Below are 14,777 nucleotides of genomic sequence, written 5' to 3' on the forward strand. Positions count from 1 at the left end.
TGCACGTTGTCGCGCACTCCACGCAAAAAGCGAAGCGTCTGCGTGCGGGTGGCGGTGGGTGCCGGCCACGCGCCCGTCACGCGTCCGCGGGTGCCTGCCCCGTTGAGCCGCGGACCACCAGCTCGGGCTCGAAGAGGAGCTCGCCGGGCGGCACCGTGCTGCCCTGGATCTGCGCGACCAGCAGCTCGACCGCGGCCCGGCCCATCGCCTCGATCGGCTGGCGGACCGTCGTCAGGGGCGGCTCCGTGCAGTTCATGAACGCCGAGTCGTCGTAGCCGACCACCGAGACCTCGCCGGGCACCGAGCGGCCCGCGCGCCGCGCGGCGCGGACCGCGCCGAGGGCCAGGGGGTCGCTGGCGCAGATGACGCCCGTGATGCCGCGGGCCAGCAGCCGGGCCGCCGCCGCGTGCCCGCCCTCCAGGGAGAACAGGGCCCGCTCCACCGCGTCGTCCGGCAGCTCGCCGCCCAGTGATCTGGCGGCGGCGCGCGCCGCCGCCAGCTTGCGCTGGGAAGGCATGTGGTCCTGCGGGCCGAGCACCAGACCGATCCGCTCGTGCCCCAGCGAGGCCAGGTGCCGCCACGCCTGCTCGACCGCGACCGCGTCGTCGCAGGCCACGCACGGGAAGTCGAGCTGCTCGATGGACGCGTTGACGAGCACCACCGGCACGTTGCGCTCGGCCAGGCGCTGGTAGTGCCCGTGCTCGGCGTCGGCCTGCGCGAACAGTCCGCCCGCGAAGACGACGCCGGAGACCTGCTGCTGGAGCAGCAGCTCCACGTAGTCCGCCTCCGACACGCCGCCCTTGGTCTGGGTGCACAGCACCGGTGTGAGCCCCTGCTGCGCGAGCGCGCCGCCGATCACCTCGGCGAACGCGGGGAAGATCGGGTTCTGCAGCTCCGGCAGGACGAGTCCGACCAGCCGGGCCCGCTCGCCGCGCAGCTGAGTGGGCCGCTCGTAGCCGAGCACGTCGAGCGCGGTGAGCACCGACTGGCGGGTCGCCTCCGAGACGCCCGGCTTGTTGTTGAGCACCCGGCTGACCGTGGCCTCGCTGACTCCGACCTTCTTCGCCACCTGAGCAAGTCTGCGCGTCATGGAACGCAAGATTAGCGCAAGCCTTGCACCCTGTTTGCGTAGTGCGAACACCCGATCGGACGCACCGGCGTTGCCCCGCGGACACCCCGGGGAAGGCATGGGCGCGTGAACGACAAGACCGTACGCGAGGACCTGGCGGGACCGGAACCGGTCGGCGGTGACCGGCCCGTCCGCGCCTGGGCCCTGGAGGACCTGCCCGCGCTCACCTTCGACCCGCTGCTCGCCGATGTGCTGCGCGAGGAGCCGGTCGCGCGGGTGCGCATGCCGTTCGGGACGGAGCGGGACGCCTGGCTCGTCACCCGCTACCCGGACGTCCGCCTGGTCACCTCCGATCCCCGGTTCAGCCGGTCGGCGCTCGTCGGGCGCGAGGTCAACGGCATGATGGCGCACCGCGTGGCCGCGACCGTCGGCCTCAACTACGCGGATCCGCCGGACCACACCCGGCTGCGCAAGGTGATGACCAAGGCGTTCACCGGCCGCACCATGAAGGGGCTTCGCCCGCTCGCCGAGCACACCGCGGCCGAACTGCTCGACGCCATGGAGGAGGCGGGCCCGCCCGCCGATCTGGTGGCGCACCTGCACGGCCCGTTCCCGCTCGCCGTGGTGAGCGATCTGCTCGGGGTGCCGGCCGAGGACCGGGCCCGCCTCGCGGACTGGCCGGACGTGATCCTCTCGGCGGGCCCGGGACCCAAGTCCAGCGAGGCCGCCAAGGAGCGGATGCGGCGGTACATCGTGGAACTGCTCGCCGACCGGCGCGGCAGTACGGACGACGACCTCGCCTCGGTCCTCGCGCGCGCCGAGGCGGCCGGCGAGATCAGCGAGGCGGAAGCCGTCTCCCTGGCCACGGCCGTCCTGGTCAGCGGCGCCCACGCGGTCCGCAACAACAGCGCGAACATGGTCTACACGCTGCTCACCCGGCCCGAACTCGCCGACCGGCTGCGCGCCGAGCCGGAGCTTGTGCCGCAGGCGGTCGACGAACTCCTGCGGCACATCCCGCACCGCAACGGCGTCGGCCTGCCCCGGATCGCCACCGAGGACGTGGAGGTCGGCGGGGTGCTGATCCGGCAGGGCGAGGCCGTCTACGCCTCGTACCTCGCGGCGAACCGGGACCCCGGCGTCTTCGCCGAGCCGGACACGGTCGACTTCGACCGGACCGGGACGGCGCACCTCTCCTTCGGGCACGGCCCGCACCACTGCATCGGTGCGATGCTGGCCCGGATGGAGTCCGAGGTGATGCTGGCGGGGCTGCTCGCCCGTTTCCCCGGGCTGCGGCTGGCCGGGGACCCGGCCGAGACGCGGTGGCAGAGCAAGGGGTTCATCCGGGGACCGCAGACACTGCTCGTCAGCTGGTGAGCGCGGCGGCGCCGACGACCTTCTCGACCAGCAGCTCCAGGACCCGCCGGTCGTCGTCGGCGCTGCCCCGCGCCGCGGGGTCGCCGGGGTAGGTGTCGAACAGGACGTGCGTGGCGCCGAGTTCGGCCAGGATCTCCACGTCGGCGCGGATCCGGTCGATGCTGCCGTGGCCGAGCGGCCGGTCATCGGTGTCCGGGACCGCGCCCACGGCCAGCTGGATCCGCGGGGTGAACTCCGGCACCGGGCGCCCCGCCCGCTCGGCTTCCTCCGCGAGCCGGGGGAGCTGTGCGCGCAGGGCCGCGAGGGTCGGCCGGAACGGGTGCCAGGCCTCGCCGAGCCGCGCGGCCCTGCGCAGCGCCGCCGGGGAGTCGCCGCCCACCCACACCGGCACGTGCGGGGTGGAGGCGGGTGCGGGCGCGGTCCGGACGCCCTCGAACGAGACGTACCGGCCCTGGAAGTCGCAGGGGTCCTGCGTCCAGGCGGCGCGGATCGCCGTCAGGTACTCGTCGGTGATGGCGCCGCGCTCCTCGAACGGGACGCCGAGCGCGCGGTACTCGGCGGCGGACCAGCCGACCCCGGCGCCGAGGATGAAGCCGCCGTCGGTCAACTGGTCGACGTTCGCGGCGAGTCGGGCCGTCTGCAGCGGATGCCGGTACGGGATCACGGTGATCGTGGTGCCGAGCGTCAGGCCGGGGACACGGCCCGCGAGATGCGCGGCGAGCAGGAACTGGTCGTAGAACGGGGCGGGATAGACCGCGTGCACGTCCGGGGTCACCGCGATGTGGTCCGAGATCATCGCGAAGGTGAAGCCGAGGTCACGGGCGTCCGTGGCCTGCCGGACCAGGCTCTCGGGGGTCGTGCCGGAGCCGAAGTTGAGGAGATTCACGCCGAATTTCATGCGGCGCAGTCTTGTTGATCTTGGGGCTCCGCGTCGAAGCGGACCGATCGTTTCAGGCCGCGAGGGACATCGTCGGCCACACCGGCCGCACGGGCGCCAGCGCGCTGCCGCCCGGCAGCAGTTCGCCGGTGTCGTCGAACACGATCGTGCCGTTGCAGAGCAGGTTCCAGCCCTGCTCGGGGTGGGCCGCGACGATGCGCGCGGCGTCGCGGTCGGGGCGGTCGGCGGACGGGCACGGCGGCTGGTGGGAGCACATGGGGCACCTCCTGGTCGGCGCCGGAGCGGCGCTCGGTCAGCGGTGAAGTCCTCACTGAGGCCTCGCTGAGGTCTTCGCCGAGTTGTCGCTGAAGTCGTCACTGAATACGACTCCCGGCGGGGCTTGTACTCATCGCTGCGCGGGCGCGGTTGTGCGGTCGGCGCGGCGCACGCTACGTTCACCGCCATGACCGTTGGAAAATCAAACTCACTCACCGTGTGGATCGTCTCCGCCGGTGTCTTCGTCGTGAACCTGGACCTGTTCATCGTGAACGTCGCGGTGCCCGCGCTCGGTGCCTCCTTCGACGGGACGTCCCTCGCCGCCCTGTCGTGGGTCCTCAACGCGTACGCCATCGTCTTCGCGGCGCTGCTGGTCCCGGCGGGCCGCCTCGCCGACCGGTACGGGCACCGGCGCGGATTCCTGCTCGGGCTCACCGTGTTCACGGTGGCGTCGGTGCTGTGCGCGCTCGCCCCCGGCGTGGGCTGGCTGATCGCGGCCCGGGCCGTGCAGGCCGCGGGGGCCGCCGCACTGATGCCGACGTCGCTCGCCCTGCTGCTCGTCGCCACCCCCGCGGAGCGGCGGCCGCGCGCCGTCCGGTCCTGGGCCGCGATCGGCGGGATCGCCGCCGGGCTCGGGCCGGTCGTCGGCGGACTCCTGGTCGAGGCCGACTGGCGCTGGGTGTTCCTCGTGAACGCGCCCGTCGGGGTCGCGGGGCTCATGGCGGGGGCGCGGGCGCTGCCCGCCGACCGGCCGGACCGCTCGGGCCCGCTGCCCGATCTGCCCGGCGCGGCCGTGCTCACCGGCGCGATCGGCGCCTTCGCCCTCGCGCTCGTCAAGGCGCAGGAGTGGGGCTGGAGTTCGGGCCGCTTCGCGGTGACGCTCGCGGTGGCGCTGGGACTCGTGGCCGTCTTCCGGTGGCGGTCGGCCCGGCACCCCGCGCCGGTCGTTGAGCTGCCGCTGCTGCGGATCCCCGCCTTCGGCGTCGCGACCGTGGCGGCGCTGCTGTTCACCGTGGCGTTCGCGGCGATGCTGCTCACCGCCGTGCTCTGGTGCCAGCAGATGTGGGGCTGGTCGGCGATCCGCACCGGGCTCGCCATCGCGCCGGGGCCGCTGGTCGTCCCCGTCCTCGCCGTCGCCTCCGGGCCCGTCGTGCGCCGCCTCGGTGCCGGTGGGACGGCCGCGGTGGGCTGTCTGCTGTTCTCGGCCGGGCTCGTGTGGTGGGCGGTGGGCGTCGACGCCGTGCCGCGGTACGCCACCGGATTCCTGCCCGGCATGCTGATCACCGGGATCGGCGTGGGCCTCGCGCTGCCCACCCTGGTCGGCGCCGCCGCCACCGCGCTGCCTCCGGACCGCTTCGCCACCGGCTCCGCGCTCACCACCATGGCCCGCCAGACCGGCTCCGTGCTCGGCGTCGCTGTGACCGTCACCGTGCTGGGCGCTCCCGTCACGGTGACCGCGTTCCGGCAGGGCTGGTACGCGGCGGCAGGGGCCGCGGTCGTCGCGGCGGGCATCGCGCTCGTCCTGCGCCGCCCAGCACCGGTCCCCGTGCCGGCCGCCGCCGCGCGGTAGTCGCCCGGCCGGGTCAGCCGCCCTTGCGGGCCGCGTAGTGCCGGGCCGCCCGCACGCGGTTGCCGCACTTCGTCGTGCACCAGCGGCGGGCGGCGTGCGCCCGCAGGAACCACCGGTCGCAGCCCTGCGCCGCGCACGCGGTGAGCTGCTCCGCCTCCGGACCGGTGAGCAGCTCGGCCGCGTCCTCGGCCAGCTGGGACAGCGCGGCCGCGGCCGGATTCCCGGCGTCCGGCTCGTCGGCGCGCTGCGGGCCGTCCGCGGGCCAGGCCAGTCGCGGGGTCGAAGGGGCCGCGGCCAGCGCCGAGTTGAACGTCGCCAGGGCATCGGCCGGCGGGCGGCCACCGGCCGCGCGCGCCTCGAAGAGCACCCGCACGCAGTCCCGCAGCGCGAGCAGCCGGCTCAACTGCCGCCCGCCGAGCGCCGCGCGGTCGGGCAGCAGAGCGTGCCGCACCAGCCACAGATGCGCGGCCTCCGGGTCCTCCAGCAGGTCGACCGGGCCGTGGCTGACCGTGAAGCGCGTGTTCACCAGGGTCAGCGACGCGTACTCGTCCTGTCCGGGGACCGGCAGCTGATGGAGGTAGTGCGGGGCTTCGTGATCCACGTCCTCATGGTAACGCTTGCCATTCTGCGTGAGGGTGCTTAGTGTCTCTCACGCTGAACGACAAGAAAAAGCGTGAGAACTGGGGAGGCGGCCGCTGTGGCCCTCGACGTCGAAAAGGTCCGTGAGGACTTCCCGATCCTGCACCGGACGCTGCGGGACGGCGCCCCGCTGCGCTACCTCGACTCCGGCGCCACCACCCAGAAACCCCTCCAGGTCCTCGACGCGGAGCGGGAGTTCTACCTCACCCGCAACGCCGCCGTGCACCGCGGCGCCCACCAGCTCGCCGAAGAGGCCACCGAGGCGTACGAGAACGCCCGCGCCACCATCGCCGGCTTCATCGGCGCCGCCGCCGACGAGATCGTCTTCACCAAGAACGCGACGGAGGGCGTGAACCTCGTCGCGTACGCCCTGGAGAACGGGCGGCGGATCGGCCCCGGCGACCGGATCGTCGTCACGGAGATGGAGCACCACGCCAACCTCGTGCCGTGGCAGCAGCTCGCCGAGCGCACCGGCGCCCGCCTCGAATGGTTCGGCCTCACCGACGACGGGCGACTCGACCTCGCCGGCCTCGACCGGCTCGTCGACGAGACCACCAAGGTCGTCGCCCTCACCCACCAGTCGAACGTCCTCGGCACCCTGAACCCGGTGCGCGAGATCGCCGACCGGGCCCGCGCCGCGGGCGCCCTCGTGGTCGTCGACGGCGCCCAGTCGGTGCCCCACCGAGCCGTGGACGTACAGGAGTTGGGGGCGGACGTGCTCGTCTTCTCCGGACACAAGATGCTCGGTCCGAGCGGTGTCGGCGTGCTCTGGGGCAGGCGCGACCTGCTGGCCGGACTGCCGCCGTTCCTCACCGGCGGCTCCATGATCGAGGTCGTGGAGATGGACCGCACGACGTTCCTGCCGCCGCCCCAGCGGTTCGAGGCCGGGGTGCCGATGACCGCGCAGAGCGTCGGACTCGCCGCCGCCGTCGACTACCTCACGGGCCTCGGCATGGACGCCGTCGCCGCGCACGAGGACCTGCTCACCGCCCGCGCCCTCGACCTGCTCGGCGAGATCCCCGGCGTCCGCGTCATCGGCCCCGCCGACACCCGGGACCGTGGCTCGGCCGTGTCCTTCACCGTCGACGGGATCCATCCGCACGATGTCGGCCAGGTCCTCGACGCGCACGGGGTCGCGGTGCGCGTCGGTCTCCACTGTGCCCGTCCGCTGCACCGCAGGTTCGGCGTCCAGGGCACCACCCGCGCCTCGTTCTACGTGTACAACACGCTCGACGAGGTGACGGCCCTCGCCGACGGAGTGCGGGCGGCCATCGCCTACTTCGGGGACTGAGCCGCCGCCGTCAGGTGTGCGGGACGACCGCCACCGGGCTCGTCACGTGGTGCACCACCGAATGCGCGGTGCAGCCCAGGTGGGTCGACTCGGCGCGGCGGCCGATCACCGTCAGGCTCGCGTCGGTCGACGCCTTGAGGAGGTGGTGGCCGGGCTGCCCGTAGACGAGGCGCTCGACGACCGGCACGTCCCGGTACTTCGTGCGCCACGGCCGCAGCGCCTCCGTCAGGGACCTTCGGCGCAGCGTCTCGCGGCGGGCCGCGTCACCGGGCAGCGCGTCCCCCGGCGTGTTGCCGCGCAGCGGCGGCAGCGTCCAGGCGTGCAGCGCGTGCAGCGGCGCCCCCCGCAGGGCCGCCGCCTCGAAGGCGTACGAGAGGACCTCGTCGGCGGGCGCCGTCACGTCGACGCCGACGACCACCGGCCGGTACCCGTCCCCGTCGGTGGTCCGCTCGTCCTGCGGAATGCCGCCCGCCCGCACCAGGACGACCGGATGCAGCGACCGTGCCGTCACGGCGAGGGCCACCGAGCCGACGAGGAATCCCGAGTAGCCCGTGAAGCCGCGCGAACCGAGCACCAGGGACTCGGAGACCGCCGCCGTCTCCAGGAGCGCGGCCACCGGCGGTGCGGTCCTGCGCCGCGCGACGATGTCCAACTCCGGGTAGGCGTAGGAGAGATGCAGCGCGACGCGGTCCAGGAGGCTGCGGGCCGGCAGGTCGACGTCCGGCGGCGGCGGAGCGGTCCGCTCGGCCGGGCCGCCGGTGTCGGCGTGGACGAGCCGCAGGGGCAGCCTGCGCCGCAGTGCCTCCCGGGCCGCCCAGTCGGCGGCGTCCGCACTCTCGCGGGAACCGTCCGTCCCGACGCTCAGGACGCGGGTGCTGGTCATGACGGGTTACCTCTCCGTGGCGGTGACGCGGACGGTGTGCTCCGGTACGGGTTCCACGCACGGGGGTGGTCACTCGTGCCGGCCTCGCGAAGCGGGCGTCCGATCCGGTGCGGCGAGCCGGGCTGCAGGGGCGCGCGCTGACTCGGACCGTGCCACCGGAGCCACCCCCACCGGGAGAGGCGAACCGGCCCTGTGCGAGGGGTCGTTCGGCCCCTGTGACCGGACCCGCGCGGCACGCGAGCGTGGGACCTCCCGGGAGGGAGGCGGCCATGGTGACGGGCAGGTCCGCGGGGAGGCGCCCAGGCAATCCGCTGCGCCGCAGGTCCGACGTGATCGAGGCATGGGCGGGGGTGCTGCTCGGCGTGCTCGCCCTCCTGGTGGCCCCGGCGGCGGGCGTGCTGACCGGCTGGGACGCCCACGCCGACGCGCGCGAACACGCGCGCCGCCAGGTGGTCTCCCGGCACGTCGTCCGGGCCGAACTCGTCGAGGACGCACCGGACTTCGTGGCGTCCGCCAGCGGCACGCAGGACGACCAGCGGTATCCGGTCGTGGTCCGCTGGACCGACCCGGCGGGCCGCACCGTCGTCGCCACGGCCCCCGTCCCGGCCGGCCTCGACCGTGGCGACGGCACCGCCGTGTGGCTCGACCGGAGCGGTGACGTCACCACGCCGCCCTGGGGCACCGACGACATCTGGTCCCACACGCTCGCCGCGGCGTTCCTCGTCACCGCCGCCGTCCTCGGCGCCGCCCTGACCGTACGGCTCGTCCTGCGCGGGGCCCTGGACCGCGGCCGGTCCGCCGCGTGGGAGCGGGAGTGGGCCCGCGTCGAACCGGACTGGCGGCGCCGCCCCAACTGACGGGATCCGACAGGCCCCCAGGCCAGAGCCGTTCGGCCCCTGTCCGGCAGGGCGCCGGGCGGCGATCGTCGAGGTATCGCACGACGGCAGTCCGGATGGTGCGAGACCCGCCGCCGCGGCCCCCACGCCGACGAACAGCCCGGCCCGGCGGCGGGGGAGACCGGAGGGAATCGTTCCCGGCCGTCGTGCCGCGCCCCCGGAAGGAGGCCGCTCATGACCACCACGGCTCCGCGCATGGGCCAGACCCTGCCCGAGGAACACCGAGGCCGGCTGATGCGCATCGCCCGAGAGGTGGCCTTCCCGCAGGACCGTCGGCTCTTCGAGGAGGGTTCGCGCGCCGACCGGTTCTGGATCGTGCGCAGCGGCAGCATCGCCCTCGACATGCGGGTACCGGGCCGGCGGTCCCCCGTCGTCGAAACGCTGGGCCGCGGCGAACTCGTCGGCTGGTCCTGGCTCTTCCCGCCGTACGTGTGGCAGCTCGGCGCACGGACCGAGACTCCGGTACGGGCCGACGAGTTCGACGCCTTCACCGTCCGTCTGATGTGCGCGTCCGATCCCGGCCTCGGCTCCTTCGTCGCCCAGTGGGTCGGCCAGGTCCTCGCCCACCGGCTGAGCGTCACGCGGACCCGGCTGCTCGACCTGTACGCACCTCAGGGGTCGGGGACGCTGCTCTACGGATGACGGTTCGCAGGACGCTTCGATCGGGGCCGTTCGGCCCTGGCGGATCACCCCCTCCGGCCCCAGGATCTAGGGGACACCACAACGGAGGGGGTCCGCATGTCGTCACCACCACGCAGTTTCTCCGCGGACGGTCCCATTCGCATCCTGCTGCTCGACGATCACGAGGTGGTCCGTCGGGGCCTGCGCGACCTACTCGGTGCCGAGCCCGACATGGAGGTCGTCGGGGAGGCGGCCACCGCCGCGCAGGCACTCGCCCGCGGGCCGGCGCTGCGGCCCGACGTGGCCGTGCTCGACGTGCGTCTCCCGGACGGCGACGGCATCACCATCTGCCGCGAACTACGGGGTCTGCTGCCGGAGTTGAGCTGTCTGATGCTGACGTCGTTCGACGACGACGACGCACTTCTCGACGCCATCATGGCCGGCGCGTCCGGCTACGTCCTCAAGCAGATCAAGGGTTCCGACCTGGTCTCCGCCGTCCGCACGGTCGCCTCGGGCCAGTCCATGCTCGACCCGGCGACGACGGCCCGGCTGATGCGCAGTCTGCGCGGGCCCGAGCACGACGAGACCGGGCACGGCGACGAACCGGCCGGGGGGCAGCTCGCCGAACTCACCGTGCGCGAGCGCGAGATCCTCGCGCTGGTGGGGGAGGGGCTGACCAACCGGCAGATCGGGCACCGGCTCTTCCTCTCGGAGAAGACGGTGAAGAACAACATCTCGCGGCTCCTGGCGAAACTGGGCGTCGAACGCCGCATCCAGGCGGCCGTGATCGCCACACGGCTGCCGCAGGCCCTGGACTGAGGGAGGCCGGGCCGGGCGCCGCGCGCGTGCGTCATCCGGCCCGGCGGCTCACTGCTGCGCCTCGTTCAGCGGAACCTTCCACTCCAGGTGCGTGCCGCCGCTCGTGCCGGGGCCGACGGCCAGGGTGCCGCCGCGGCGCTGGGCGCGGGCCGTGAGATTGGCGAGACCGCTGCGGTGCGAGTCCGCCTCGGACGTGATGCCGACGCCGTCGTCCGCCACGGCCAGGGTCAGCGACCGGCCCCGTACGGTCAGGGCGACCTCCGCCGACGACGCCCGCGCGTGCCGGGCCACGTTCGTCAGCGCCTCGCCGAGCACCGCGAGCGCGTCGTCGGCGACCGCGCGCGGCACGTCCACGTCGAGCAGACCCTCCATGCGCAGCGCGGGGGTGAAGCCGAGGACCCGGGCCGCCTCCTCGATGGCCCGTACCGTGCGCAGCCGCAGCCCCGCACCGGTCGGCGGCGCGTCCTGCTCGCGCAGGCCGAAGATGGTCGACCGGATGATCTTGATGGTGGTGTCCAGGTCGTCCACGGCCCGCATCAGCCGCTCGGCCGCCTCCGGGTGCTGCACGAACCGCTGCGCGCTCTGCAGCGTCATCCCGGTGGCGAACAGCCGTTGGATGGCCAGGTCGTGCAGATCGCGGGCGATCCGGTCGCGGTCCTCCAGGAGGCTCATCTGCTCCGTGTCCCGCCGCCGGTCGGCGAGTTCGAGGGCGAGCGCGGCCTGCCCGGCGAAGCCGACCAGCGGGATCAGTTCGGCGGCGGAGAACGGCTGCGACTCCGCCTTGCGGGCCAGCATCAGGACGCCCCGCACGCTCGCCGCGGTACCGATCGGCGCGGCGACGGCCGGTCCGAGGCCGTCCCAGCGCGTCGGCTGATAGGTGATCCGCGGGTCCTTGCGGATGTCGTCGGACGTGACCAGCTCACCCGCGGCCAGCGCCGTACCGGCGAACGTGCCCTTGCGCGGCAGCGTCACGTCGTCGTGCGCCTCGGCCTGGTGCCCGAGCGCGAGCGTCTCGTGCAGGTCGTCCTGGTCCGGAAGGATCAGTGCGACCACGCCGAGATCCGCCCCGGCGATCTCCCGGGCCCGCTCGACCATCAGGCGCAGGACCTCGCTCTCCTCGGTGCCCGACAGCAGGCTCCCGGTGAAATCGGCACTCAACTTCAGCCAGCGCTCGCGGAGTTGGACCTCCTCGTACAGTCGCGCGTTCTCGATCGCGACCCCCGCCGCCGCGCCCAGCGTCTGCAGCACCGCCACGTCTTCGTCGTCGAAGTCGCCGCCGCCGCGCTTCTGCGTCAGGTACAGGTTCCCGAACACGGCCTCCCGCACCCGCACCGGCACCCCCACGAACGTGTGCATGGGCGGATGGTGCGCCGGGAACCCCGACGACGCGGGGTGCTCGGCGAGTTCCGACAGGCGCAGCGGCTCGGGGTGCCGGATCAGCTCGCCGAGGAGTCCGTGCCCGGACGGCAGGTCACCGATCTGCGACCGGAGTTCGTCGCTGATGCCGACCGGAAGGAACTGCGACAGCTTGCGCCGGTCCTCACCGATCACCCCGAGCGCCCCGTACTCGGCGTCGACCAGCACGACGGCCGCCTCCACGATCCGGCGCAGCACCTGGGAGAGGTTCAGCTCCTGGCCGACGGAGAGCACCGCCTCCAGCAGACCCTGAAGGCGGTTCCGGGTACCGCGCACAGCGTCGATCCGTACTTGGAGCTCTTCGAGCAGTTCGTCGAGTCGCAGTCGGGGCACCGGTCCGGCCCCCCGCGCACCGTCCTCGCCCATCCGACCTCCGTGGGACTTCGGGCCTGCCTCTCACGGTAGCCGCTCAAAGCCCCGTGACGACCTGCTTCGTCAGACCTCGGACGACGGAACGAAGGACTCGGACCCCGGGCCGGTGTGCAGCGCGGCGATCTGCGAACGCGAGGTGAAGCCGAGCTTGGTGAGGATGTGCTCCACGTGGGAGTCGATCGTGCGCTTCGAGACCACGAGCTTCGCCGCGATCTCCCGGTTGGTGAGGCCCTCGCTCACCAGCGCGGCGACCTGTCGCTCCCGGGGTGTCAGCCCGTCGGCGGGACCCGAACGCTGCGGCGGCACGTCGGGTGCCGCCGCGGTTTCGTCATCCAGCGCCAGGTCCACCACCACCTCCAGCGGCAGCTGCCCGCCCTCGACGAACGAGTCGTGGTATCCGTCGGCGCCCAGCGCGGCCCGCGCCTGCCCGGCCGCCCGGTCGTGCAGCTCGTGCAGCGCCGGAATGCCGAACCGGGCCTCCTTCGCCGCCCGCCGCCACAGCGCGTCGGCGGCGCCCTGCAGCACGGCGACCCGCTCGAAGTGCCGCAACTGCGCCGCGTGCCAGGCGAGTCCCTCCGCGAAGTGGGCGAGACCCATCAGGTCGTGCAGCGCCGCCTTGCTGCGGATGCCCTCGCGGGAGCACTCGACCGACGCGTCGTGGTCGCCCCTGAGCCACAGCCCCACGCTCTTCACCCACAGCGCCCAGCTGCGCGCCCACTGCTCCGCCGGGTACGCCGCGCCCCGTGCCAGCGAGTCGTCGCACCAGGCGATGCCCTTCTCATGGTCGCCGGAGATGATCAGCATGAAGCCGCCGTAGAAGCCCAGCATCCGCAGGCCCGTCTCGTCGCCGAGCGCCGTCATCCGGGTGCGGGCCTCCTCGAAGTCGGCGGCGCAGCCCTCCATCCGGCCCAGGAAGTAGCGGCGGTGCGCCTGGAAGGCGAGCGTCCAGGCCGCGCCGTTCCGGTCCGAGATGTGGGTGGCGATCCGCTCGGCCTCCTTGAGGAGGTCCTCGTTGTTGCCGCGCTCGCCCTGGATGTCCATGTACCAGCTGGTCAGATAGAGGGCCTTGACGCGTACGGGCGTCTCGTCGCGGCAGCCGTCGAGCGTACGGCGCAGCCAGTAGCGGCCCTCCGTCAACAGGCCCGTGGTGTGCCAGTACCCCCACAGGGCTGTCGCCATCTCCAGCCCCTTGCAGTGCAGCCGGGGCGAGGCCACGCAGTGCTCCAGGGCCACCCGGACGTTGGCCTGGTCGCGGACCAGGGCCCGCAGCAGCGGGATCTGCGAGTCGCCCGTCCACTCCTCGTCGAAGGACCGGGCGACATCCAGGAAGTACGCGAGGTGCCGCTGCCGGGTGCGCTCCTCGCCGCCGAGCGAGGCGAGCTGCTCCAGACCGAACTCGCGGATCGTGTCGAGCATCCGGTACCGGGTGCCCTCGGGCGTCTCGACCCGCACCACCACCGACTTCTCGACGAGTCCGATCAGCGACGTCAGCACGTCGTCGACCGGCAGCACGTCGTCGTCGGCGCACACCGACTCGGCCGCCTGGAGACTCAGCTCCCCGGCGAACACCGAGAGCCGGGCCCACAGCAGCCGCTCCGGCTCGGTCGACAGGTCGTGGCTCCAGCCGATCGCCGTACGCAGCGTCTGGTGGCGCGGCACCGAGGTGCGCCGCCCGCCCGTGAGCAGCCGGAACCGGTCGTCGAGGCGGGTCAGCATCTCGTCCAGGGACAGCACCCGCAGCCGGGACACGGCGAGTTCGATGGCGAGCGGGATCCCGTCGAGACGGCGGCACAGGGCCAGCACGTCGGCCCGGTTGTCGTCGCTCACCGTGAAGCCCGGGACCGCCGCCGACGCCCGGTCCTCGAACAGGGCGAGCGCGTCGCAGTCCTGCCCCGCGGCGCCGGGATACAGCTCGGGCACGCTCAACGGGCCGATCGCCAGGACGTGCTCGCCGGCCACGTCCAGCGGCTGCCGGCTGGTCGCCACGATCCTCAGTCGGGGCGCGGCGCGCAGCAGTTCGTCGCAGAGCATCGCGCAGGCGTCGACCAGGTGCTCGCAGGTGTCGAGGAGCAGCAGGAGGTCCTTGTCCTCGAGGTAGTCGGCGATCACCTCGATCGCGGGACGCGCCGCCTGTTCCGGCAGGTCGAGCGCGGCGGCGACGGTATTGGCGAGCAGTTCCGGGTCGCGCAGCGCGGAGAGCTCGACCAGTTGGACGCCCGCCTCGAAGGAGGTGCGCAGTTCGTGCGCGGCGCGCACCGCGGTCCGGGTCTTGCCGACGCCGCCGGGGCCGGTCAGGGTGACGAGCCGGGCCCGCGTCAACACCTCGGCCACCTGGGCCAGTTCGTGCCGCCGCCCGACGAAGCTGGTGGCCTCGGCGGGGAGGTCGCCCGGCATCCGGCGACCGGAGCTGCGGTTCATGGGGGCACTCATTCCGTGCGGTTCGGAAGGCTGCGGCTGTCTTTCGCCGCCACGCTAGACGGAATCGGCCAGGGAACGGACCGCTTCGGGCGAGAACCATCCCGGACCCGTACAGAGATGGGAAACTGTCTCCCCGCCCGTGGTGGCGGAGCGTCCCGCTCCGTGGGGAGGGCGGAGTGCGCTTCGTGTGCGCGCTCCGAGGAATGTGCGCACTTCGAGGAATCCGTCACACGCCGCGTCCGGCTGACTACACTTC

At 73.5% G+C, this 14,777-nt stretch carries 13 protein-coding genes; 6 read left to right on the plus strand and 7 right to left on the minus strand.

All coding sequences use genetic code 11. The features are described from left to right. Positions 1-76 precede the first annotated feature (76 nt). Entirely contained in the window at positions 77-1,090 is a 1,014-nt protein-coding gene (locus M4J07_RS08145) for a LacI family DNA-binding transcriptional regulator (RefSeq protein WP_255968943.1), read from the minus strand. A gap of 105 nt (positions 1,091-1,195) precedes the next feature. Here M4J07_RS08145 and M4J07_RS08150 point away from each other — a divergent pair, with 105 nt between their 5' ends. Further along, positions 1,196-2,443 carry a cytochrome P450 gene (locus M4J07_RS08150; protein ID WP_255968945.1) on the plus strand — a complete coding sequence of 416 codons (1,248 nt, stop codon included), beginning with the start codon at positions 1,196-1,198 and terminating at the stop codon, positions 2,441-2,443. On the opposite strand, the gene M4J07_RS08155 is transcribed toward M4J07_RS08150, so the two are convergent. Further along, entirely contained in the window at positions 2,433-3,341 is a 909-nt protein-coding gene (locus M4J07_RS08155; protein ID WP_255968947.1) for a TIGR03619 family F420-dependent LLM class oxidoreductase, read from the minus strand. The two genes, M4J07_RS08150 and M4J07_RS08155, sit on opposite strands and share 11 nt — an antisense overlap. A 52-nt stretch (positions 3,342-3,393) precedes the next feature. Continuing rightward, complete coding sequence (locus M4J07_RS08160) at positions 3,394-3,597, minus strand: DUF5999 family protein (RefSeq protein ID WP_255968949.1); 204 nt, start codon at positions 3,595-3,597, stop codon at positions 3,394-3,396. Between the two features lie 186 nt (positions 3,598-3,783). On the opposite strand from M4J07_RS08160, the gene M4J07_RS08165 reads away from it, so the two are divergent. Then, positions 3,784-5,166, plus strand: coding sequence for an MFS transporter (locus M4J07_RS08165; protein WP_255968951.1), 1,383 nt, complete (start codon positions 3,784-3,786; stop codon positions 5,164-5,166). Between the two features lie 13 nt (positions 5,167-5,179). Here M4J07_RS08165 and M4J07_RS08170 read toward each other — a convergent pair whose 3' ends face one another. Further along, a complete protein-coding gene (locus M4J07_RS08170; protein ID WP_255968953.1) occupies positions 5,180-5,767 on the minus strand; it encodes a CGNR zinc finger domain-containing protein in 588 nt (195 codons plus the stop codon). A gap of 72 nt (positions 5,768-5,839) precedes the next feature. On the opposite strand from M4J07_RS08170, the gene M4J07_RS08175 reads away from it, so the two are divergent. Beyond that, positions 5,840-7,096 (plus strand): cysteine desulfurase, encoded by a 1,257-nt coding sequence (locus tag M4J07_RS08175; protein WP_374215011.1) that lies wholly within the window; start codon positions 5,840-5,842, stop codon positions 7,094-7,096. 10 nt (positions 7,097-7,106) lie between these two features. Here the strand turns inward: M4J07_RS08175 and M4J07_RS08180 are convergent, their stop codons facing one another. Continuing rightward, on the minus strand, positions 7,107-7,979 hold the full coding sequence (locus M4J07_RS08180; protein WP_255968955.1) for a universal stress protein: 873 nt from the start codon (positions 7,977-7,979) through the stop codon (positions 7,107-7,109). A gap of 269 nt (positions 7,980-8,248) precedes the next feature. Between M4J07_RS08180 and M4J07_RS08185 the strand changes: the two genes are divergently transcribed. The 3 genes from M4J07_RS08185 (at position 8,249) to M4J07_RS08195 (ending at position 10,315) form a co-directional block, all read left to right on the plus strand. Then, a complete protein-coding gene (locus tag M4J07_RS08185; RefSeq protein ID WP_255968957.1) occupies positions 8,249-8,836 on the plus strand; it encodes an Rv1733c family protein in 588 nt (195 codons plus the stop codon). A gap of 213 nt (positions 8,837-9,049) precedes the next feature. After that, positions 9,050-9,517 (plus strand): Crp/Fnr family transcriptional regulator, encoded by a 468-nt coding sequence (locus tag M4J07_RS08190; protein ID WP_255968959.1) that lies wholly within the window; start codon positions 9,050-9,052, stop codon positions 9,515-9,517. A gap of 96 nt (positions 9,518-9,613) precedes the next feature. Beyond that, entirely contained in the window at positions 9,614-10,315 is a 702-nt protein-coding gene (locus M4J07_RS08195) for a response regulator (protein WP_255968962.1), read from the plus strand. Positions 10,316-10,363: 48 nt separating this feature from the next. On the opposite strand, the gene M4J07_RS08200 is transcribed toward M4J07_RS08195, so the two are convergent. Together M4J07_RS08200 and M4J07_RS08205 are read right to left on the minus strand one after the other, a co-directional pair. Continuing rightward, the gene (locus M4J07_RS08200; RefSeq protein ID WP_255968964.1) at positions 10,364-12,097 is read right to left on the minus strand and encodes a sensor histidine kinase; all 1,734 of its coding nucleotides are present in this window, start codon (positions 12,095-12,097) and stop codon (positions 10,364-10,366) included. A gap of 69 nt (positions 12,098-12,166) precedes the next feature. Next, positions 12,167-14,521: a helix-turn-helix transcriptional regulator gene (locus M4J07_RS08205; RefSeq protein WP_255968966.1), complete on the minus strand. Its 2,355-nt coding sequence runs from the start codon at positions 14,519-14,521 to the stop codon at positions 12,167-12,169. Positions 14,522-14,777: the final 256 nt, after the last annotated feature.

Source organism: Streptomyces longispororuber (assembly GCF_024448165.1).
Lineage (GTDB): Bacteria > Actinomycetota > Actinomycetes > Streptomycetales > Streptomycetaceae > Streptomyces > Streptomyces longispororuber_A.